This window comes from Streptomyces lavendofoliae (assembly GCF_014649735.1).
Lineage (GTDB): Bacteria > Actinomycetota > Actinomycetes > Streptomycetales > Streptomycetaceae > Streptomyces > Streptomyces lavendofoliae.
Genome location: NZ_BMTP01000012.1, coordinates 121,775 through 142,516 on the forward strand (window position 1 = coordinate 121,775; position 20,742 = coordinate 142,516).

At 71.4% G+C, this 20,742-nt stretch carries 17 protein-coding genes; 4 read left to right on the forward strand and 13 right to left on the reverse strand.

What is annotated here, in order from left to right; all coding sequences use genetic code 11:
• Positions 1-53: 53 nt before the first annotated feature.
• The 4 genes from ruvX to IE109_RS22295 are packed head-to-tail and all read right to left on the reverse strand — an operon-like array spanning position 54 to position 3,971.
• Positions 54-518, reverse strand: a complete 465-nt coding sequence (gene ruvX, locus IE109_RS22280) for a Holliday junction resolvase RuvX (protein WP_189552793.1) — start codon at positions 516-518, stop codon at positions 54-56.
• Positions 518-3,187: an alanine--tRNA ligase gene (gene alaS, locus IE109_RS22285; RefSeq protein WP_189552794.1), complete on the reverse strand. Its 2,670-nt coding sequence runs from the start codon at positions 3,185-3,187 to the stop codon at positions 518-520. Before alaS ends, ruvX begins: the two co-directional genes overlap by 1 nt.
• Positions 3,187-3,531, reverse strand: a complete 345-nt coding sequence (locus IE109_RS22290) for a hypothetical protein (protein ID WP_189552795.1) — start codon at positions 3,529-3,531, stop codon at positions 3,187-3,189. The genes alaS and IE109_RS22290 overlap by 1 nt, the downstream gene beginning before the upstream one ends.
• Positions 3,532-3,539: 8 nt before the next feature.
• Positions 3,540-3,971, reverse strand: coding sequence for a DUF948 domain-containing protein (locus tag IE109_RS22295; protein WP_189552796.1), 432 nt, complete (start codon positions 3,969-3,971; stop codon positions 3,540-3,542).
• A gap of 177 nt (positions 3,972-4,148) precedes the next feature.
• On the opposite strand from IE109_RS22295, the gene IE109_RS22300 reads away from it, so the two are divergent.
• A complete protein-coding gene (locus tag IE109_RS22300) occupies positions 4,149-6,275 on the forward strand; it encodes an ATP-binding protein (protein ID WP_189552797.1) in 2,127 nt (708 codons plus the stop codon).
• A 190-nt stretch (positions 6,276-6,465) separates the two neighbouring features.
• Here IE109_RS22300 and rpsD read toward each other — a convergent pair whose 3' ends face one another.
• Entirely contained in the window at positions 6,466-7,080 is a 615-nt protein-coding gene (gene rpsD, locus IE109_RS22305; RefSeq protein WP_189552798.1) for a 30S ribosomal protein S4, read from the reverse strand.
• Between the two features lie 194 nt (positions 7,081-7,274).
• Between rpsD and IE109_RS22310 the strand changes: the two genes are divergently transcribed.
• Positions 7,275-7,952: a DUF2470 domain-containing protein gene (locus tag IE109_RS22310; protein WP_189552799.1), complete on the forward strand. Its 678-nt coding sequence runs from the start codon at positions 7,275-7,277 to the stop codon at positions 7,950-7,952.
• On the opposite strand, the gene IE109_RS22315 is transcribed toward IE109_RS22310, so the two are convergent.
• The 4 genes from IE109_RS22315 to IE109_RS22330 form a co-directional block, all read right to left on the reverse strand.
• Entirely contained in the window at positions 7,949-9,307 is a 1,359-nt protein-coding gene (locus IE109_RS22315) for a replication-associated recombination protein A (protein WP_189552800.1), read from the reverse strand. The genes IE109_RS22310 and IE109_RS22315 overlap by 4 nt on opposite strands.
• A 31-nt stretch (positions 9,308-9,338) precedes the next feature.
• Positions 9,339-9,962, reverse strand: coding sequence for a vitamin K epoxide reductase family protein (locus IE109_RS22320; protein ID WP_189552801.1), 624 nt, complete (start codon positions 9,960-9,962; stop codon positions 9,339-9,341).
• A 126-nt stretch (positions 9,963-10,088) separates the two neighbouring features.
• The gene (gene hisS, locus IE109_RS22325) at positions 10,089-11,351 is read right to left on the reverse strand and encodes a histidine--tRNA ligase (RefSeq protein WP_189552802.1); all 1,263 of its coding nucleotides are present in this window, start codon (positions 11,349-11,351) and stop codon (positions 10,089-10,091) included.
• Positions 11,352-11,364: 13 nt separating this feature from the next.
• The gene (locus IE109_RS22330) at positions 11,365-12,075 is read right to left on the reverse strand and encodes an MBL fold metallo-hydrolase (protein ID WP_189552803.1); all 711 of its coding nucleotides are present in this window, start codon (positions 12,073-12,075) and stop codon (positions 11,365-11,367) included.
• A 152-nt stretch (positions 12,076-12,227) separates the two neighbouring features.
• Between IE109_RS22330 and IE109_RS22335 the strand changes: the two genes are divergently transcribed.
• Together IE109_RS22335 and IE109_RS22340 are read left to right on the forward strand one after the other, a co-directional pair.
• Positions 12,228-13,013, forward strand: a complete 786-nt coding sequence (locus IE109_RS22335) for a peptidylprolyl isomerase (protein ID WP_229891432.1) — start codon at positions 12,228-12,230, stop codon at positions 13,011-13,013.
• Positions 13,014-13,223: 210 nt separating this feature from the next.
• A complete protein-coding gene (locus IE109_RS22340) occupies positions 13,224-14,453 on the forward strand; it encodes a DUF349 domain-containing protein (protein WP_189552804.1) in 1,230 nt (409 codons plus the stop codon).
• Between the two features lie 77 nt (positions 14,454-14,530).
• Here IE109_RS22340 and IE109_RS22345 read toward each other — a convergent pair whose 3' ends face one another.
• The 4 genes from IE109_RS22345 to secD form a co-directional block, all read right to left on the reverse strand.
• The gene (locus IE109_RS22345; RefSeq protein WP_189552805.1) at positions 14,531-17,026 is read right to left on the reverse strand and encodes a RelA/SpoT family protein; all 2,496 of its coding nucleotides are present in this window, start codon (positions 17,024-17,026) and stop codon (positions 14,531-14,533) included.
• A gap of 180 nt (positions 17,027-17,206) precedes the next feature.
• Positions 17,207-17,749: an adenine phosphoribosyltransferase gene (locus tag IE109_RS22350; RefSeq protein WP_189552806.1), complete on the reverse strand. Its 543-nt coding sequence runs from the start codon at positions 17,747-17,749 to the stop codon at positions 17,207-17,209.
• Positions 17,746-18,852: a protein translocase subunit SecF gene (gene secF, locus IE109_RS22355; protein WP_189552807.1), complete on the reverse strand. Its 1,107-nt coding sequence runs from the start codon at positions 18,850-18,852 to the stop codon at positions 17,746-17,748. The genes IE109_RS22350 and secF overlap by 4 nt, the downstream gene beginning before the upstream one ends.
• 1 nt (position 18,853) lies before the next feature.
• Positions 18,854-20,605, reverse strand: a complete 1,752-nt coding sequence (gene secD, locus IE109_RS22360) for a protein translocase subunit SecD (protein WP_189552808.1) — start codon at positions 20,603-20,605, stop codon at positions 18,854-18,856.
• Positions 20,606-20,742: the final 137 nt, after the last annotated feature.

The following is a 20,742-nucleotide window of genomic DNA, read 5'->3' on the forward strand; positions in this document are numbered from 1 at the left end:
CGCGATGGCTGTTCGAACACCACCGCGTCGCGCGGAACGTTACCGTATCGCGATCAGATGACCACTTCGACGCTCTCCCCGGGCGGATTACCTGATACCCGTTCGGACTCAAGAGCGTTCTGAAGGATGATCACAGCGGCTGCCTGATCGATGACGGACCGGCCTTTTTTGGACTTCACACCCGACGCGCGCAGTCCCTGGCTGGCCGTCACTGTGGTCATCCTCTCGTCCACGAGCCGGACCGGCACCGGAGCGACGCCCCGGGCGAGCTCCTGGACGAAGGCGCGGACCTTGGCCGCGGCCGGGCCCTCGCCCCCGTTGAGGGAGCGAGGAAGCCCGACGACGATCTCGATCGGTTCGTACTCGTCGGAGATCTGCCGCAACCGCCGGTGGGCGGCCGGGACGTCCCGCCCCGGCACGGTCTCCACCGGAGTGGCGAGCACCCCGTCGGGGTCGCACGAGGCGACCCCGATCCGGGCGTCCCCGACGTCGATCGCGAGCCTGCGGCCGCGTCTCATCAGACGGTGTCCGCGACGAGCCGCTCGACGGCGCCGATGGCCTCGCCGATGGCGTCCGGGTTCTGGCCGCCGCCCTGGGCGACGTCCGGCTTGCCGCCACCACCGCCGCCGAGGGTCTTGGCGGCGGTACGGACCAGCTCGCCGGCCTTGAGGCCCCGCTCACGGGCGGCCTCGTTGGTGGCGATGACCGTCAGCGGACGCCCGTTGGCGGTGGTGAACAGGGCGACGACGGCGGGGCGGTCGCCCGGGATGCGGCCGCGCACGTCCAGGACCAGCCTGCGCAGGTCGTCGGCGGAGGTGCCGTCCGGCACCTGACCGGTCACCAGGGCCACGCCACGGACGTCCTGGGCGCCCTGGGCCAGGCCCGCGGCGGCCTGGAGCACCTTCTCGGCGCGGAACTTCTCGATCTCCTTCTCGGCGTCCTTCAGCTTGGCGAGCATGCCGGAGATCTTCTCGGGAAGCTCCTCGGGACGGCCCTTGACCAGCTCCTGGAGCTGGGCGACGACCGTGTGCTCCTTGGCCAGGAAGTTGTACGCGTCGACGCCGACGAGGGCCTCGATACGGCGCACGCCCGAGCCGATCGACGACTCGCCGAGCAGCTTCACCAGACCCAGCTGGGCGGTGTTGTGGACGTGCGTACCGCCGCACAGCTCCTTGGAGAAGTCGCCGATCGTGACCACGCGGACCTTCTCGCCGTACTTCTCGCCGAACTCGGCGATGGCGCCCTGCCGCTTGGCCTCGTCGATGGGCATGACCTCGGCGTGCACGTCCAGCTCGCGGGCCAGCACCTCGTTGATCTTCTGCTCGACGTCGGTCATGACCGTCTGCGGCACGGCGGACGGCGAGCCGAAGTCGAACCGGAAGCGACCGGGCTGGTTCTCCGAACCGGCCTGGGCGGCCGTCGGGCCGAGGGCGTCGCGCAGCGCCTGGTGGGTGAGGTGGGTGGCGCTGTGGGCGCGGGCGATGGCCCGGCGGCGCCGGACGTCGATCGAGGCGTACGCCGTGGCGCCCACGGTCACCTCGCCGACCTGGACCGACCCCTTGTGGACGGAGACGCCCGGGACCGGCTGCTGGACGTCGCGCACCTCGATGACGGCGCCGCTGTGCAGCCTGATGCGGCCGGTGTCGGCGATCTGGCCGCCGCCCTCGGCGTAGAACGGCGTCCGGTCGAGGACGACCTCGATCTCGTCGCCCTCCGTGGCGGCCGGCGAGGGCACCCCGTTGACCAGCAGGCCGACGACGGTGGTCTCGCCCTCGGTGTTGGTGTAGCCCACGAACTCGGTGGCGCCGGAGGTGTCGGCGATCTCGCGGTAGGCGGAGACGTCGGCGTGGCCGGTCTTCTTGGCCCGGGCGTCGGCCTTGGCGCGCTCCCGCTGCTCCTTCATCAGGCGGCGGAAGCCGTCCTCGTCCACCGACAGGCCCTGCTCGGCGGCCATCTCAAGGGTGAGGTCGATCGGGAAGCCCCAGGTGTCGTGGAGCAGGAACGCCTTGTCGCCGGAGAGGACCGTGCCGCCGGCGGCCTTGGTCTCGGTGACGGCGCTGTCGAGGATGTTGGTGCCGCCCTTGAGGGCCTTGAGGAAGGCGGCCTCCTCGGCGAGGGCCACCGTCTCGATGCGCTTGCGGTCCGTCTCCAGCTCCGGGTACTGCTCGCCCATCGTCCGGATGACGGTGTCGACGAGCTCGCCGACGACCGGGCCGGTGGCGCCGAGCAGCCGCATGTTGCGCACGGCCCGCCGCATGATGCGCCGCAGGACGTAGCCGCGGCCCTCGTTGCCGGGGGTGACCCCGTCGCCGATGAGCATCACGGAGGTACGCATGTGGTCGGCGACCACACGCAGCGAGACGTCGCTCTCATGGGCCTGGCCGTAGCGCACACCGGTCAGCTCGGTGGCCTTGTCGATGACGACCTTCAGGGTGTCGGTCTCGTACATGTTCCGTACGCCCTGGAGGATCATCGCCAGGCGCTCGAGACCGAGGCCCGTGTCGATGTTCTTGCTCGGCAGGTCACCGAGGATCTCGAAGTCCTCCTTGCCGGTGCCCTGGCCGCGCTCGTACTGCATGAAGACCAGGTTCCAGATCTCCACGTACCGCTCGTCGTTGACGGCCGGGCCGCCCTCGACGCCGAACTCGGGGCCGCGGTCGTAGTTGATCTCGGAGCAGGGGCCGCAGGGGCCGGGGACGCCCATGGACCAGAAGTTGTCCTTCTTGCCCAGGCGCTGGATGCGCTCGGCCGGGACGCCCACGACGTCGCGCCAGATCTGCTCGGCCTCGTCGTCGTCCTGGTAGACGGTGATCCAGAGCTTCTCGGGCTCCAGGCCGTATCCGCCGTGCTCGACGGAGCCGGTGAGCAGCTCCCAGGCGAGCTTGATGGCGCCTTCCTTGAAGTAGTCGCCGAAGGAGAAGTTGCCGCACATCTGGAAGAACGTGCCGTGACGGGTGGTCTTGCCGACCTCTTCGATGTCCGGCGTGCGCACGCACTTCTGCACGCTGGAGGCTCGGGTGTAGGGCGGCTTCTCCTCGCCGAGGAAGAAGGGCTTGAACGGCACCATGCCGGCGTTGACCAGGAGCAGAGTCGGGTCGTCCGCGATGAGCGACGCCGAAGGGACGACGGTGTGCCCGCGCTCCTCGAAGAAGCTCAGCCAGCGGCGGCGGATTTCAGCCGACTCCATCAGTGGTCCTCATTCCGGTTGTACGAGTGGTTGTCGGTGTACGGGGGACGGGCGCCGTCCCGGGGGCTGTCCAGGGCGGCCGCTCGGCGCGGTGCCGGCAGTGCCGGGTCGTCGACGGGCGCCTCGATGCCCAGCGCCTCCCCCAGTTCGGCCTCGCGCTGGAGCATGCCCGCCCGGACGTCGAGCGCGAACTCCTTGAGCCGGTGGCCGGCCTCGACCGCCTTGTCGGCGGCCTGCGCGGCGAGGCTCTCGGGGGTCAGCTGCTTGAGCTTGCGGTTGACCTTGGTGGTGGCCCACACGCCGGCGGCGGCGCCCGTGGTGAACCAGAAAGCTCGGCGGAACATCCCTTGTGTCAGCCCTTCCGCTTCCGGCCCCTGGCTCCCGGCACCGTACGGCCGACGATCACCGTACGCCGGGGCTGCTCGGCCGGCCCGTCGTTCTTGTTCCGGCTCATCGCCCGGCGCACGCCGTAGCCGAACGCCGCGACCTTGACGAGCGGTCCGCCGAAGGTGGAGGCGACCGTCGTGGAGAGCGCGGAGGCGTTGGAGGTGACTTCCTGGACGTCCGACGCGATGGCGTCGACCCGGTCGAGCTGCGTCTGCGCCGAGCGCACCGTCGCGGAGGCGTCGGCCAGCAGCGGGACCGCCTGCTCGGTCACCTCGGCCACGAGTCGGGTCGTCGCCCTGAGCGTCTGGGCCAGCCTCACCAGCACCACGGCCAGGAAGGAGACCAGGATCGCCCAGAAGACGGCCACCAGAATCCCGGCAACCTCTCCACCGGTCACTGCGCACCGCTCTCTGCTCGTCGGTCGTCGGTCGTCGCGTGTCGGACGCCTCGAAAAGTCGTCCTCCGAGCCTATCGCGCCGACGCTCGCCCCCCGTACCGCATTAGGAGCGGGCGGAGCCGGAGTTGTGCGGTCCGATTGTACGGAGTGCGCCTGCGCAAGTACGCTCCGTGTCCCATGCGACGCAGCAATCCGAGCAATCTGCCCGCGGAGCTGAACCGGTTCGTCGGCCGCGACGACGAGATGCGCGAACTGCGGGGACTGCTCACCCGGTTCCGGCTCGTCACGGTGGTCGGCGTGGGAGGGGTGGGGAAGTCGCGGCTGGTGCTGCGCGCCGCCGCCACCACGGAGAAACGCTACTGCGACGGGGTCCGGCTGGCGGAGCTGGCGCCCCTGCGCGACTCCGGCCTGCTGGAGCAGGCGGTGCTGGACGCGCTCGGCCTGACGGATCACACACGGCGTTCGCCGCGCGAGGTCCTGGCCGAGCACCTGGCCGGCCGCCGGATGCTGCTGGTGCTCGACGGCTTCGAACACCTGGTGGACGAGTGCGCCGATCTCGTACGGGAGTTGCTGCGCCGCTCCCCCGGGCTGACGGTGCTGGCGGCCGCCCGGTGCCCGCTGCGGCTGGACGGGGAGGCCGTGCTGCCGCTGGCCCCGCTGCCCGACGACGACGCGGTGCGGCTGTTCACCGACCGGGCGGCCGCTGTACTGCCGGGGGCCCGTACGCCGGACGGCGGACCGGCCGAGGGCGGGCCGGCGGACGACGCTTCCGTACGGGAGCTGTGCCGTCGCCTCGACGGGATCCCGCTGGCCCTGGAACTGGCCGCGGGCCGGCTGCCCGTGCTCACGGCGGCGCAGATGCTGCACCGGCTCGACGACCGGTTCCGGCTGCTGACCGGCGGCACGCGCGGCGCGCCGCCCCGGCACCAGACGCTGCGGACGGCCATCGGCTGGAGCCACGAGCTGTGCACGCCCCGGGAACGGCTGCTGTGGGCCCGCCTGTCGGTGTTCCCCGGTCCGTTCGACCTGGAGGCGGTCGAGTACGTGTGCGGCGGCCCGGACCTGCCGGCCGACGAGGTGCTGGACGCCGTCGCCGGGCTGGTGGACCGGTCCGTGCTGGTGCGCGAGGAGACGCCCGCGGGCGTGCGCCACCGGATGCTGGACACGGTGCGCGCGTACGGGGCGGAGTGGCTGGTGGCCCTCGGCGACCGGGAGCGGATGCGGCGGCGGCACCGCGACTGGTACATGGGTCTGGCCTCCTGGTGCGAGCTGGAGTGGTTCAGCCCGCGCCAGGCCGAGGTGGCCGTGTGCGCCGCCGGCGCGCTGCCCCATCTGCGGGCGGCCCTGGAGCTGTGCCTGGAGGACCCGGAGGAGGCCCACCTGGCGCAGCACCTGGCCGCGACGCTGTGGTTCTGCTGGGTGGGCTGCGGGCGGCTCGCGGAGGGGCGGCACTGGCTGGACCGCGCGGTGGCCGCGGACCGGGGTCACGACGAGGCCCGGCTGCGGGCGCTGTGGGTACTGGGGTACGTGGCGATCCTTCAGGGCGACGACACGGCGGCGTTGGCGGCGCTGTACGAGTGCCGGGAGGGCGCCGCCCGTACGGGCAACGCGCTGGCGGGCGCGTACACGACCCACCGGCTGGGCTGCCTGGCACTGCTGTCGGACGACATGCCGCGCGCGGAGGAGCTGCTGACGCGGGCGCTGTCCGTGTACCGCGAGCTGGGCGAGCTGAACAGCCAGGTGCTGATGGGCCAGGTCGAGCTGGCGATGGCGAAGGTCTTCCTGGGCGACGCGGAGACGGCCGTCGCGCTGTGCCGGGAGGTCCGGGAGGTGTGCGAGGACCGGGGCGAGCGGTGGACGCGGGCGTACGCGCTGTACGTCCTGGCGTACTCGGCCTGGACGCGTGGGGCGTACGGGGAGGCCAGGGAGCTGCTGGGCGAGTGCATCGCCGTCGACCACGCCTTCAACGACCTGGTCGGGCTGGTGCTGGCGGTCGAACTGCTGGCGCTGGTCACGGCGGCGGAGGGCGACCCGGCGGAGGCGGCGGTGCTCCAGGGCACGGCCGTGCCGATGTGGGAGGCGGTCGGCCTGCCCCTCTTCGGTTCCGGCTACTTCGGCGCGCCCCGGGCCCTGTGCGCACAGCGCGCGGGCGAGGAGCTGGGCGCCGAGCGCTTCCGGTCGTGTCTGGCGGAGGGCGGCGCGCTCACGCTTGACGCGGCGGTGGCGCGGGCGCTGTCGGGACGGCCGCCGCTGGACCGGGTGCCGCCGGGCCGGGTGCCGCCGAGGCGGGCGCGGCCGTGGTGAACGGGGCCGGGGCGGGCGCAGTGCGCGGGGCGGGCGGGGGCGGCTTGCGCCGCTCCGGGCGGCTCCGGCGGCTCCGGTCGGCCTTCGGGGCGACGGCTCGCGCGCGGGCGGGCGGGGGAAGGCACGGGAACGCGGGAGCCCGCCGCTCCCCGGAGGGAACGGCGGGCTCGGCGACCGCGTGAGGGCTACGTCAGCGGGCGTAGTACTCGACGACCAGCTGCTCGTCGCAGATGACCGGGATTTCCTTGCGGTTCGGCTCGCGGTCGAGGCGGAAGGCCAGGGCCTTCAGGTTGACCTGCAGGTAGCGCGGGGTCTCACCGTCGGCGGCGAAGCCACCCTCACGGGCGACCTCGAACAGCGGCTTGGTGCGGCTGCGCTCGCGGACCATCACGACGTCGTCGGGGCGGACGCGGAACGACGGCTTGTCGACCTTGCCACCGTTGACCTCGATGTGGCCGTGGACGACCATCTGGCGGGCCTGGTAGATGGTGCGGGCGATGCCCGAACGCAGGACCAGCGCGTCGAGACGGCGCTCGAGCTCGACGACCAGCGCCTCACCCGTCTTGCCCTCGGCCTTCTTGGCGCGGTCGTAGGCGCGCGCCATCTGGCGCTCGCTGATGTCGTACTGCGCGCGCAGACGCTGCTTCTCGAGCAGGCGGACCTTGTAGTCCGAGTTCTGCTTGCGGCCACGGCCGTGCTCGCCCGGCGGGTAGGGGCGGGCCTCGAAGTACTTGACGGCCTTCGGCGTCAGCGCGATACCGAGCGCACGGGACTTCTTGACCTTGGGACGCGACTGGTTAGGCACGTTCTCCAGACCTCCGAAATAGGTTAGGTTAGGCTTACCTTAATCAAGGAGATCGCATGTCGAGCCCTGGGAACACCACGCGCATCACAGACAGCAGCACAAAGAGCGATGCTCCCGCTTCGCGGAGCATCGATGTGACGGAGGTCCGATCAGCTCATGGTCAGCCGCGTCCCAGCGGGCTTGAAATCGCGCGGATGCCGTCAGCAGCCGAGCGCACACGAACTCTCGTACAGAGTACATGCTCCGCGGTGCTCATCCTCCCGGGGGCGGACGGGGCCCGCCCGGAGGAGCTGATGCCGCAGGCGCGGGTCGTGGGCACGGACGGCGCGGTCTACCTGCTGTACCCCGCCGACGCCCCGGCCGTACGGGCCGCCACGCACGCGCAGGACGGCGAACTGCCCGCCGTGCTGGAGCTCACCGACGTCGCCCCGGTCGCCGTCCCCCACCGTATCCGCGGCCGGGCGCGGGTCTCCGGGTGGCTCACCTCCGCCCCGGGCATCGCCGAAGCCGGGCACATGATGCTGCGCCTGGAGGTCGGCGAGGTGTACCTGGACGACCTGTGGGGCGACGCCTCGGTGAGCCCGGCGGAGTTCGCCGAGGCCCTGCCCGACCCGCTCACCGCGTACGAGACCGAGCTGCTCCAGCACCTCGCCGCCGCGCACGACGAGCAGGTGCAGGGGCTGAACGGTCTGCTCGGGGACCGGGCCGGCGTACGGCGCGTTGCGCCGCTGGCACTGGACCGGTTCGGGCTGCGCGTGCGGTGCCGGGACACGGCGGGCCGGTTCTTCGACGCGCGCTTCGACTTCCCCGAGCCCGTGGCGGACGTGCACGGACTGCGGCGGGCGATGCGCACGCTCTTCGACACGCCCTAGGCCGACCCCTCCCCCCGCAGCCGCTCGCGCACCTTCTCCACCACGTCCGCGTACCGCGCCTCCGCGCCGTACCGGGTGGGTTCGTAGTAGCGCCTGCCGTGGACCGCGTCCGGGGCGTACTGCTGGGCCGCGATACCGCCGGGCACGTCGTGCGGGTAGACGTAGCCCTGGGCGTGGCCGAGCTTGGCCGCCCCCTTGTAGTGCCCGTCGCGCAGATGGGGCGGCACCGGACCGGCCAGACCGTCGCGCACGTCCGCCCGGGCGGCGGCTATCGCCGTGGTCGCGGTGTTGGACTTGGGCGCCAGCGCGAGGGCGATGGTGGCGTGGCTCAGGGTGAGCGCCGCCTCCGGGAAGCCGATCATCGCCACGGCCTGCGCGGCGGCGACGGCGAGGGGCAGCGCGGTCGGGTCCGCCAGTCCGATGTCCTCGCTCGCCGAGATCATCAGGCGCCGGGCGATGAAGCGGGGGTCCTCGCCGGCCTCGATCATCCGGGCGAGGTAGTGCAGGGCCGCGTCGACGTCGGAGCCGCGGATGGACTTGATCAGGGCGCTCGCGACGTCGTAGTGCTGGTCGCCGTCCCGGTCGTACCTCACCGCCGCCCGGTCGACCGTCTCCTCCAGCGTGGCGAGGGTGATCTCCGGCTCTCTCTTGGCGATGGCCGCTCCGGCCGCCGCCTCCAGGGCGGTCAGCGCCCGGCGGGCGTCCCCGCCGGAGATGCGCAGGAGGTGGGCCTCGGCCTCTTCCCGCAGGGTCACCGCCCCGTCCAGACCGCGGCCGTCGGTGAGGGCGCGGTGCAGCAGGCCCCGGATGTCGTCGTCGGTGAGCGGTTCCAGGGTGAGCAGGAGGGAACGGGACAGCAGCGGCGAGATCACCGAGAAGTAGGGGTTCTCGGTGGTGGCGGCGATGAGGGTGACCCACCGGTTCTCGACGGCCGGCAGCAGCGAGTCCTGCTGGGCCTTGCTGAAGCGGTGGATCTCGTCGAGGAAGAGAACGGTCTCCTTGCCGAAGCCGCCCGTGGCGCGGCGGGCGCCGTCGATGACCGCGCGGACCTCCTTGACGCCCGCGGTGATCGCGGACAGTTCCACGAAACGCTTGTTGGTCGCCTTGGAGACGACGTACGCCAGGGTCGTCTTGCCGGTGCCGGGCGGGCCCCAGAGGATGACGGACGAGGCGCCCGCCGGGCCCCCGGCGCCCTCACCCACCAGCCGGCGCAGCGGTGACCCCGGCTTCAGCAGATGCTGCTGCCCGACGACTTCGTCCAGGGTGCGCGGGCGCATGCGGACCGCCAGGGGACTGCTGGACGGGTCCTTCTCCTGGCGTTCTTCGGCCGCTGCGGTAAAGAGGTCGGGCTCCACACCCAGAAGCGTATGTCAGCCCACTGACACCTCAGCCGGTCCAGAAGTCCCACCAGCGGGTCAGGATCAGCATCCCGATGATCCCGGTGTGCAGGACGGGCAGCACCCAGGTGAACTCGTCGAAGAAGCCGCGGACCGCGCGCGGCGCGGGCAGCAGGCCGTTGCGCACGTTGTGCGAGGTGACGTACCAGAACATGACGATCGTGGCGACCCATGCCAGGGAGCACCACAGGCACAGGGCGTTGATCTCGTACAGCGACTGGTACATCAGCCACATGCAGAAACCGACGCCGAAGAGGGTGCCGGCGTTCAGCCCCAGCCAGTACCAGCGGCGGTGGCGCGCGCCGGCGAGCAGGCCGGCGCCGATGGCGACGACCATGCCGTACGTCACCAGGCCCAGCATCGGGTTGGGGAAGCCGAAGACGGCGGCCTGCTCGCTCTTCATGACGCTGCCGCAGGAGACCACCGGGTTCAGGCTGCACCCGGGGGTGAAGCCCGGGTCCTCGAGCAGCTTGAACTTGTCCAGCGTGATCACCCACGCGGCGAGCAGCCCGGCCGCTCCGGTGACCACCAGCATCCAGGCGAACGCCCGGCCCGCGCCGACCGCTTTCGCGCCGGGGTCGAAGGACACGTCGTCAGCCGCTGCAGTCGTCATGTGAGCCGTTCCATCACTCGGTCGGGGCGTGCGTGAGGCCGTGGTCATTCTGCCGTACACCGGCCCCTGTCCGCCGTTCGGTGGACATAAGGACACCCCGGCGGTGACCGGGGTGTCCTCGGCGCGTCAGGCCAGGCGTGAGCTCAGCTTCTCGACGAGTCCGTCGAGCGCGACGGGCTCCTGCTCGCCGGACTCCATGTCCTTGAGCTGGGCCACGCCATCGGCGAGGTCGCGCTCGCCCAGCACCAGGGCGTACCGGGCGCCGCTGCGGTTGGCGGCCTTCATCGCGGCCTTGAGGCCCCTGCCGCCGTACGCGAAGTCCGTCGCGACGCCGGCCCGGCGCAACTCGGTGACCAGGCCGAACAGCCGGCGCCGGGCCTCCTCGCCGATCGGGACCGCGAAGACACCGGTGGTGGCCGGCAGATCCAGGGCGACGCCCTCGGCCTCCAGCGCCAGCACCGTGCGGTCCACGCCCAGCGCCCAGCCGACCGAGGGCAGCGCGGGACCGCCGATCATCTCGGACAGGCCGTCGTAGCGGCCGCCGCCGCCCACCGCGGACTGCGAGCCGAGGCCGTCGTGGACGAACTCGAACGTGGTGCGCGTGTAGTAGTCCAGGCCGCGCACCAGCTTCTCGTCGTCCTCGAAGACCACACCCGCCGCCGTCAGCAGCTCGCGGACCTCGGAGTGGTACGCCTTGCACGCGTCGCACAGGTGGTCGCGCAGCAGCGGCGCGCCCACCAGCTGCTTCTGGACGTCCGCCCGCTTGTCGTCGAGGACCCGCAGCGGGTTGATGTCGACGCGCCGGCGGGTCTCCTCGTCCAGGTCGAGGCCGCGCAGGAAGCCCTGGAGGGCCTCGCGGTAGACCGGGCGGCACTCCCTGTCGCCCAGCGAGTTCAGCAGGATGCGGAAGTTCCGCAGGCCCAGCGAGCGGTACGCCTGGTCGGCCAGGATGATCAGCTCGGCGTCCAGGGCCGGGTCCTCCGCTCCGATCGCCTCGGCGCCCACCTGGGAGAAGTGGCGGTAGCGGCCCTTCTGGGGGCGCTCGTAGCGGTAGTACGAGCCGGAGTACCAGAGCTTGACGGGGAGGTTGCCCTGCTTGTGCAGGTTGGCCTCCAGTGCCGCGCGCAGCACGGACGCGGTGCCCTCGGGGCGCAGGGCGAGCCTGTCGCCGCCCTTGGTCTCGAAGGCGTACATCTCCTTGGTCACGATGTCGGTGGACTCGCCGACACCGCGGGCGAACAGTTCGACGTTCTCGAAGCCGGGGGTCTCGACGTAGCCGTAGCCGGAGGTCCTCAGCGGCGCGGAGATCGCCTCGCGGACGGCGAGGTACGTCGCGGAGACCGGCGGCAGCAGGTCGTAGGTGCCCTTGGGGGCCTGGAAGGTACTCACGGGACTTCTCTCGTCACATTCCTCGTCGGGGAGCGGGAGCCGCTCCCTGGCCGCCGGCCGCCACCTCGCGCAGGTACGGGTTGGTGGCGCGCTCGCGGCCGATGGTCGTCTGGGGGCCGTGGCCGGACAGCACCACGGTCGAGTCGTCGAGCGGCAGGCACACGCGGGCCAGCGATTCGAGCATCTCGGCCATGTCACCGCCCGGCAGGTCGGTGCGTCCGATGGAGCCGGCGAAGAGCAGGTCGCCCGAGAAGAAGACCGGCGGGACGTCCGCGGCCTCGGGCATCCCGAAGGTCACCGACCCCTTGGTATGGCCGGGCGCGTGCGACACGGTCAGCTCCAGGCCCGCGAGGGCCAGCTTCGCGCCGTCGGTCAGCTCGTGGACGTCGTCCGGCTCCCCCACGGTCAGCTCGCCCATGAGCGGCATGCCGATGGAGCGGCCGAGGGCCTTCTCCGGGTCGCTCATCATGTACCGGTCGGCGGGGTGGATCCACGCGGGTACGTCATGGGCGCCGCAGACCGGGACGACGGAGGCGACGTGGTCGATGTGGCCGTGGGTCAGGACGACGGCCACGGGCTTGAGCCGATGCTTCTTCAGCGTCTCCTCGACTCCCTGGGCGGCCTGGTGGCCGGGGTCGATGATCACGCACTCCTCGCCTGCGGCGGGGGCGACCAGGTAGCAGTTGGTCCCCCAGGCCCCGGCGGGGAACCCGGCAATGAGCACGATCGTCCTTAGGAGTCGTCCGGCACGCGTCGTCCGGTGAGGAATGCAGCAGATCAGAGCCTACCGGCGGTGCTCATTCCACAGCCAACCCGTATACGGTACGGGCACACTCGGCCAGGACAGGAACAGACGACCGACAAGGAGAAGACCCGGTGGTCACCAGCGATCAGCGGCGGCGCCAGCTCGCCCGGGAGAAGTTCGAGCGGCAGCAGAAGCGCCGTGAGGAGGCCCAGCGCAAGGCCAAGCGGCGTACCAGGATCATCGTCGCCGCGGTCGCCGTGGCGCTGGTGGCGGGCGCCGGGGCCTACACGAACTTCCGCACCGAGTCCGCGAACGCGAAGGAGCCCATCGAGTTCCCGTCCTCGTCGCCCGGCGCGCAGTCGCCCGAGCCGAAGGCGGACGAGCCGAAGATGGCCGTCGACACCAAGGCGACGTACACGATGGCCCTCACGACGAACCGCGGTGCCGTCTCGATCACGATGGACGCCGCGAAGACGCCGCGTACGGTGAACTCGTTCAAGCACCTCGCCGACAAGAAGTACTTCGACGGCACCAAGTGCCACCGCCTGACCACGCAGGGCATCTTCGTGCTCCAGTGCGGCGACCCCAAGGGCGACGGCACGGGCGGCCCCGGCTACACCATCCCGGACGAGAACCTCGCCTCCCTGGGCAAGCCGGGCGCCGACGGCGCGGTGACCTACAAGGCCGGGACGGTGGCGATGGCCAACACCGGGCAGCCCGGTACCGGCGGCAGCCAGTTCTTCCTGGTTCACAAGGACACCAAGCTGCCCCCGCAGTACACCCCCTTCGGCACCATGGACGCGGCCGCTCTGAAGGTCGTCCAGGAGGTGGCCCGGGGCGGGGTCACGGGCGGCGCCCAGGACGGTGCCCCCAAGAAGGCCGTCACCATCGAGAAGGCCACCGTCGACAAGGCGTGAGCCAAGGTGTGGGTCAACCCGTGGCTCAGGGTGTGAACCGGCGAATTCGGTCGCGCTGAGTGCGGACAGCCGGGTGGCCGGTCGCCTAGATTGGCGTTGTGCAGCGCGGTTTCGACTGCCGCGTTGTGGAGGGCGGGCGAGGCCCGTCAGGGAACTGTGGACGATGCCCGGGGGTGACCGCCCTCGTCGGCATCATGTGGAGGAGGCGCTGTGAGCAGCGACCCGTGGGGCCGCGTCGACGAGACGGGCACCGTGTACGTGCGTACAGCCGACGGCGAGAAGGTCGTCGGATCGTGGCAGGCCGGATCTCCCGAGGAGGCACTGGCCTACTTCGAGCGCAAGTACGAGGGCTTGGTTGTCGAGATCGGCCTCCTCGAGAAGCGGGTGAAGACCACCGACCTGTCGGCCAAGGACGCCATGGCCGCGATCGACCACATCCGCCACCAGGTGGACGAGCACCACGCCGTGGGCGATCTCGACGCGCTGCGCAAGCGGCTGGACAAGCTGGTCGAGACGGTGGAGGCGCGGCGCGAGGAGCGCAAGGCGCAGAAGGCCAAGCAGACCGACGAGGCCCGGCACGCCAAGGAGGCGCTGGTCGTCGAGGCGGAGGAGCTGGCGCAGAGCGAGCAGTGGCGGGCCGCCGGTGAGCGGCTGCGGGCCCTGGTGGACATCTGGAAGGGCCTGCCGCGGCTCGACCGGAAGTCCGACGACGAGCTCTGGCACCGCTTCTCGCACGCCCGGTCGGCCTTCTCCAAGCGCCGCAAGGCGCACTTCGCGTCGCTGGACGCGCAGCGCGAGGAGGCCCGCAAGGTCAAGGAGAAGCTGGTCGCCGAGGCCGAGGCGCTGTCCGGCTCCACCGACTGGGGCCTCACCGCCGCCCGGTACCGGGAGCTGATGGCGGAGTGGAAGGCGGCCGGCCGGGCCCAGCGCGAGCACGAGGACGACCTGTGGAACCGCTTCCGCGGCGCCCAGGACGTCTTCTTCGCGGCGCGCGGCGAGGTCTTCGCCGAGCGTGACGCCGAGCAGGCGGAGAACCTCAAGCTGAAGGAGGAGCTGGCCGGCGAGGCGGAGAAGCTGCTCCCGGTGACGGACCTCAAGGCGGCCCGTGCCGCGTTCCGGTCCATCAACGAGCGGTGGGAGGCGATCGGCCACGTACCGCGCGACGCCCGTCCGAAGGTCGAGGGCCGGATGCACGCCGTGGAGCGGGCGATCCAGGAGGCCGAGGAGGCCGAGTGGCGTCGTACGAACCCGGAGGCACGCGCGCGTGCGGCCGGTCTGACGGGCCAGCTCCAGGACGCGGTCGACAAGCTGCAGAAGCAGATCGACGCGGCCCGTGCGGCGGGCAACGACGCCAAGGCGGACAAGCTCGCCCGTGAGCTGGAGGGCCGGCAGGCGCTGCTGGACCAGGCTCTGAAGGGCCTGCAGGAGTTCGGCGGCTGACGCGTACGCCACGAGAAGGGCCTCCCCGCGACGGGGAGGCCCTTCTTCGTCGTCCGCCCTGCGCGCGGCCGGTCCCGCTACGGCCTGCGGGCCGAGGTGACGCGGTACACGTCGTACACGCCCTCCACGCCGCGTACCGCCTTCAGGACGTGCCCGAGGTGCTTGGGGTCGCCCATCTCGAAGGTGAAGCGGGAGGTGGCCACCCGGTCGCGGGAGGTCTGGACGGCCGCCGACAGGATGTTGACGTGCTGGTCGGACAGAACGCGGGTGACGTCCGAAAGGAGGCGCGAGCGGTCCAGGGCCTCGACCTGGATGGCCACCAGGAACACCGAGGACTGGGTGGGCGCCCATTCCACGTCGAGGATCCGCTCCGGCTGCTGCGACAGCGAGTCCACGTTGACGCAGTCGGCGCGGTGGACCGATACACCACTGCCGCGCGTGACGAAGCCGATGATCGGGTCGCCCGGCACCGGCGTACAGCACCGGGCGAGCTTGACCCAGACGTCCTCGACGCCCTTGACGACCACGCCCGGGTCGGCCTTCGCGCGGCGCTTGCCACGCCCGCGTGACGGCGGCGCGGACTCGGCGATGTCCTCGCTGGCGGCCTCCTCGCCACCGAGGGCCTGCACCAGCTTCTGGACGACGCCCTGGGCCGCGACATGCCCCTCGCCGATGGCCGCGTACAGCGACGAGATGTCGGGGTAGCGCATCTCGTGGGCCAGGGTGACCAGCGAGTCGCCGGTGAGGATGCGCTGGATCGGCAGGTTCTGCTTGCGCATGGCGCGGGCGATGGCGTCCTTGCCCTGCTCGATCGCCTCGTCGCGGCGCTCCTTGGAGAACCAGGCGCGGATCTTGTTGCGAGCCCTCGGCGACTTGACGAAGCCGAGCCAGTCGCGGGACGGGCCGGCGCCGGCGGCCTTGGAGGTGAAGACCTCCACCAGGTCGCCGTTGTCGAGGGTCGACTCCAGCGGTACGAGCCGGCCGTTGACCCGCGCCCCTATGGTGCGGTGCCCGACCTCGGTGTGGACGGCGTACGCGAAGTCGACCGGGGTGGCGCCCGCGGGCAGCGCTATGACGTCGCCCTTGGGGGTGAAGACGAAGACCTCGTTGCGGGACAGGTCGAAGCGCAGCGACTCCAGGAACTCGCTGGGGTCCTCGGTCTCCTTCTGCCAGTCCAGGAGCTGGCGCAGCCACGCCATGTCGTTGACGGTGTCCTGGCCGCGCCCGGTGTTCTTGGGTACGTCGGTGCGCACCTTGGAGGCGCCGGCGACCGCCTCCTGCTTGTACTTCCAGTGCGCGGCGATGCCGTACTCGGCGCGGCGGTGCATGTCGAACGTGCGGATCTGCAGCTCGACCGGCTTGCCGTTGGGCCCGATCACCGTCGTGTGCAGCGACTGGTACATGTTGAACTTCGGCATCGCGATGTAGTCCTTGAACCGGCCGGGGACCGGGTTCCATCGCGCGTGGACGGTGCCGAGGGCGGCGTAGCAGTCGCGGACCGTGTCGACGAGGACGCGGATGCCGACCAGGTCGTAGATCTCCGCGAAGTCCCGGCCGCGGACGATCATCTTCTGGTAGACGCTGTAGTAGTGCTTCGGCCGGCCGGTGACGGTGGCCTTGATGCGGGCGGCCCGCAGGTCGGCCTGCACCTCGTCGGTCACTATGGCGAGGTACTCGTCCCGCTTGGGGGCACGCTCGGCGACGAGACGGACGATCTCGTCGTACATCTTGGGGTAGAGGATCGCGAAGGCGAGGTCCTCCAGCTCCCACTTGATGGTGTTCATGCCCAGCCGGTGGGCCAGGGGCGCGTAGATCTCGAGGGTCTCGCGGGCCTTCTTCTCCTGCTTCTCCCGCTTGAGGTAGCGCATGGTGCGCATGTTGTGCAGGCGGTCGGCGAGCTTGATGACCAGGACGCGCGGGTCCTTGGCCATGGCGACGACCATCTTGCGGACCGTCTCGGCCTGCGCGGCCTCGCCGAACTTGACCTTGTCCAGCTTGGTGACGCCGTCGACGAGCAGGGCGACCTGGTCGCCGAAGTCCTTGCGCAGCTGCTCCAGGCCGTACTCGGTGTCCTCGACGGTGTCGTGGAGGAGGCCCGCCATCAGGGTCGCGGGGTCCATGCCGAGCTCGGCGAGGATGGTGGTGACGGCGAGCGGGTGCGTGATGTACGGGTCGCCGCTCTTGCGCTTCTGGCCGCGGTGCCAGCGCTCGGCGACCTGGTAGGCCCGCTCGATCTGGCGGAGCGTCGACGTCTCGATCTTCGGGTCGTTGCTGCGGACTATGCGCAGCAGGGGCTCCAGGACCGGGTTGTACGGCGACGAGCGCTGGACGCCCAGCCGGGCGAGGCGGGCGCGCACGCGGTTGGAGGAGCCGCCGGAGCGGGCGGCGGCGGGCGGCGGGGGCTTGGGGGCCGAGACGGGGGCGGGGCTCTGCGCGCGCTGCGGCGTGGCCGGCCGCGCGTCCGCCGCCTTGTTCAGCGCGGCCTTGTCGGCGGGCGTGGCTGGGGGCGCCGCGGCCTTGTCGGCCTGCTGGTCGGGCTTCGCGGCGGAGAGTGGCTGGGCCTCGTCTGGCAAGAGCGCTCCTCGTGCGGGTCCGGGTCCCCGGTCAGGCCCGGAATCCCATGGTACTGACCTCGGGCGAGCCGTTCGCCCCCGGACGGCGCGGGACCGGCCGCGCCCGGGGCGCCGGGGGCGGAGACGCGAAACGGGCACCCGGTCTTCCGGGTGCCCGTTCCTGTGCCGTGTGCACGCTGGTCAGAGCGTGATCAGCGCCTCCAGGGGGGCGCCGGCCAGGCTCGGCTCCAGGCGGGCGCGGCCGCCCAGGAACCCGAGCTCCATGAGCACGGCGACGCCCGCGACCTCGGCGCCGGCCCGCCGGACGAGCTGCAGCGAGGCCTCGGCGGTGCCGCCGGTGGCGAGCACGTCGTCGATGACCATGACGCGGTCGCCGGGGAACAGGTCCTCGGCGTGCACCTCGATCTCGGCGGTGCCGTACTCCAGCTCGTACGCCTGGGACAGGGTCGCGCCGGGGAGCTTGCCCGCCTTGCGGACCGGGACGAAGCCCAGCCCGGCGGTCACGGCGACCGGCGCGGCGAGGATGAAGCCGCGCGCCTCCAGGCCGACGATCTTCGTCGCCCCGTGCCGTACGCACAGCTCGGCCAGTGCCCCGGTGAGGGCGGTGAACGCCTCCGGGTCCGCCAGCAGCGGGGTGATGTCCTTGAACGTCACGCCCGCGATGGGGTGGTCGGGGACGTCCCGGATACGGCTGAGCAGGAGCTCCTGCGTGGCGGGGGTCACCGGCGCCTGCCCCGGCCCCGGGTGGGCTGGCGGCGCTGGCCGACCACGGCGCCCGCGGTGGCCGCGTCCTGCGGCTCGTCGTCCCGGTCGTCGTCCTGCGCCCCGGTGTCCGCGGCGTCCCCGGACTCGCCCCTGGCGGACTGGGCGCGCTTGGCGAGGACACGCTTCTTCAGCGCCTTGATCTGCGGGTCGCGTTCCTTGAGGTCGGCGACGAGCGGCGTGGCGATGAAGATCGACGAGTAGGCACCGGCCGCGAGACCCACGAACAGCGACAGCGAGATGTCGTTGAGCATGCCCGCGCCGAGGAAGCCGCCGCCGATGAACAGCAGGCCGGCCACCGGGAGCAGCGCCACGACCGTGGTGTTGATGGAGCGGACCAGGGTGCTGTTGAGGCTGCGGTTGGCGATCTCGCTGTAGGTCCAGCGGGTCTGCTTGGTGATGTCCTTCGACGCCTCCTTGAGACCGTCGAAGACGACGACGGTGTCGTAGAGGGAGTAGCCGAGGATGGTCAGCAGACCGATCACGGTGCCCGGGGTGACCTCGAAGCCCACCAGGGCGTAGATGCCCACGGTGATCGTCAGGTCGTGGATCAGGGCGATCAGCGCGGCGACGGCCATGCGCCACTCGAAGGCGATCGCCAGGTAGACCACCACGAGGACCATGAAGACCCCGAGGCCCATCCACGCCTTGTTGGCGATCTGCTCGCCCCAGCTGGGGCCGACGATGTCGACGGTCAGGTCGTTGGTGGCGACGCCGAAGTCGGACGCCAGCTCGGACTTGATCTTGTTCGATTCGGAGGTCGACACATCGCTGATCTGGATGCGCAGGCCACCGCTGCCCAGTTCCTGGACGATCGGGATGTGGCCGGAGATCTCCTCCGCCGTCTCCCGCGCCTCCTCGGTGGACACCGAGAGCTTGGGCGTCGTGACGACGACGCCGCCCTTGAACTCGATGCCCATGTTGAGGCCCTGCACCATCAGTCCGGCGATGGCCGTGATGGTGATCAGGATGGAGACGCCGTACCAGATCATCCGCTTGCCGACGAAGTCGTACCCGACCTCACCGCGGTACAGGCGCGCGCCCATGCTGCCGAGTCGTGACATCTCACGCCTCCTTCGGTTCGGTGGTGGCGGAGACACGCCGCGAGCGGCGCAGCGGGGGCTTGGCCCCGAGCCGCTTCGGGTCCAGCCCCGACCAGGGGTGACCGCTGCTGAAGAACCTGGTGCGGGCCATCAGCGTCATCAGCGGCTTGGTGAAGAAGAACACCACGACCACGTCGAGGAGGGTGGTCAGGCCGAGCGTGAAGGCGAAGCCCTGGACCTTGCCGACGGTGACGATGAACAGCACGGCCGCGGCGAGGAACGACACGAAGTCGGAGACCAGGATGGTCCGCCGGGCACGCGGCCAGCCGCGCTCGACGGCGGGGCGCAGCGTACGGCCCTCGCGGATCTCGTCGCGGACCCGTTCGAAGTAGACGATGAACGAGTCGGCGGTGATGCCGATGGCCACGATGGCGCCGCAGACGGCCGGGAGGTTCAGCGCGAAGCCGATGGCCGGGCCGAGCAGCGACATCAGCGCGTAGGTGAGGGCGGCCGAGATCAGCAGGCTGAGCAGGGCGATGATCGACAGGCCGCGGTAGTAGACGACCAGGTAGATCACGACCAGCGCGAGACCGATGGCGCCCGCGATGAGGCCGGCCTTGAGCTGCTCGCCGCCGAGCGCGGCGGTGACGGTGGTGACGCTCTCCTGCTCGAACGACAGCGGGAGCGCGCCGTACGACAGGATGTTGGCGAGCTCGGTGGCCGACTGCTGGTCGAAGCTGCCGGAGATCTCCGCGCTGCCGCCGCCGATGGCGCTGCTGACGGACGGGGCGGAGACGACCTGGCCGTCGAGGGTGATCGCGAACTGGTTCTGCGGCTGGGCCTGGGCGGCCAGCTTGCCGGTGGTGGCCGCGAACTTCTTGGTACCGGCGTCGGTGAACCCGAGCTGGACGATCCAGCGGCCGCGCTGCGGGTCGAGGACGCCGGATGCCTCGTCGACGTCCGTGCCGGCGACCTCGGCGGGGCCGAGGATGTACTTGGCGTCACCCTCCTGGCCACAGGCCACGGTGGGCTTGGCCGGGTCGGCGTTCTGCGCCGGGTTGGGCACCTCCTTGGTGCCCTTCTTCGGCGTGCAGTCCAGTGCGGTGAACTGCTTGTCCAGCGCGGCGATGGCCGCGGCGCCGGAGGCGGAGGGCTGCGGGGCCGGCGGGGTGGCGGCCGGCTTGCCGGAGGCGCTCGCGCCTGGGGACGGCGACTCGTCCTGCTTCAGGGCTTCGGGGACGGCACGGCCCTGGGTGGTGACACTCGGCTTGGGGCTGGGCGAGGACGAGGCCTTGCCGCTGGGCTTGCCGCTCGGCGTGGCGCTCGGGGAGCCGTCCGCGGAGGGCTCGGGGAGCGGGGCGCTGCCGGTGACGGCGAGGACCGGCCGGAAGTACAGCTCGGCGGTCGTGCCGACCTGCTTCTGTGCCTTCTCGGAGTCGGTCGCCCTGGGGATGTTGACGATGATGTGCTCGGTGCCCTGCTGCTGGACCTCGGCCTCCGACACACCGAGACCGTTGACGCGGCGCTCGATGATGCCGATCGCGGTCTGCATGTTGGTGTTGTTGACCGCGTTCGGCTTACCGGGATCGCTCTCGGCCTTGAGCGTGATGCTCGTGCCGCCGGCGAGGTCGATGCCCAGGCGCGGGGTGGTCTCGCCCGACCAGAACATCCCGCCGATCAGGGCGCCGATGGCGATCAGGATCGCGGCCAGGGCGCGTCCCGGCTTGCCCTGCCCCCCCGATGCCGGCCCTCGGCCCTTCTTGGGTGCTGCCACCTTCTCGTTTCTCCCTGTCCAACCGCCGCCTACGCCGGGTGAGCGTCGGGGCGGCCACGAAGTGGTGTGGGGAATCCCCCGCGTGTGTCGGCACGGAACGGACCGCGTACGCCGGTCGGCGCCGCGGTCCGTCTGCA

Coding starts and splice junctions, on each gene's coding strand:
- ruvX (WP_189552793.1), bottom strand. CDS start 518: ATGAGACGCGGCCGCAGGCTCGCGATCGACGTCGGGGACGCCCGGATC.
- alaS (WP_189552794.1), bottom strand. CDS start 3,187: ATGGAGTCGGCTGAAATCCGCCGCCGCTGGCTGAGCTTCTTCGAGGAG.
- IE109_RS22290 (WP_189552795.1), bottom strand. CDS start 3,531: ATGTTCCGCCGAGCTTTCTGGTTCACCACGGGCGCCGCCGCCGGCGTG.
- IE109_RS22300 (WP_189552797.1), top strand. CDS start 4,149: ATGCGACGCAGCAATCCGAGCAATCTGCCCGCGGAGCTGAACCGGTTC.
- IE109_RS22310 (WP_189552799.1), top strand. CDS start 7,275: ATGCCGTCAGCAGCCGAGCGCACACGAACTCTCGTACAGAGTACATGC.
- IE109_RS22320 (WP_189552801.1), bottom strand. CDS start 9,962: ATGACGACTGCAGCGGCTGACGACGTGTCCTTCGACCCCGGCGCGAAA.
- secF (WP_189552807.1), bottom strand. CDS start 18,852: ATGTCACGACTCGGCAGCATGGGCGCGCGCCTGTACCGCGGTGAGGTC.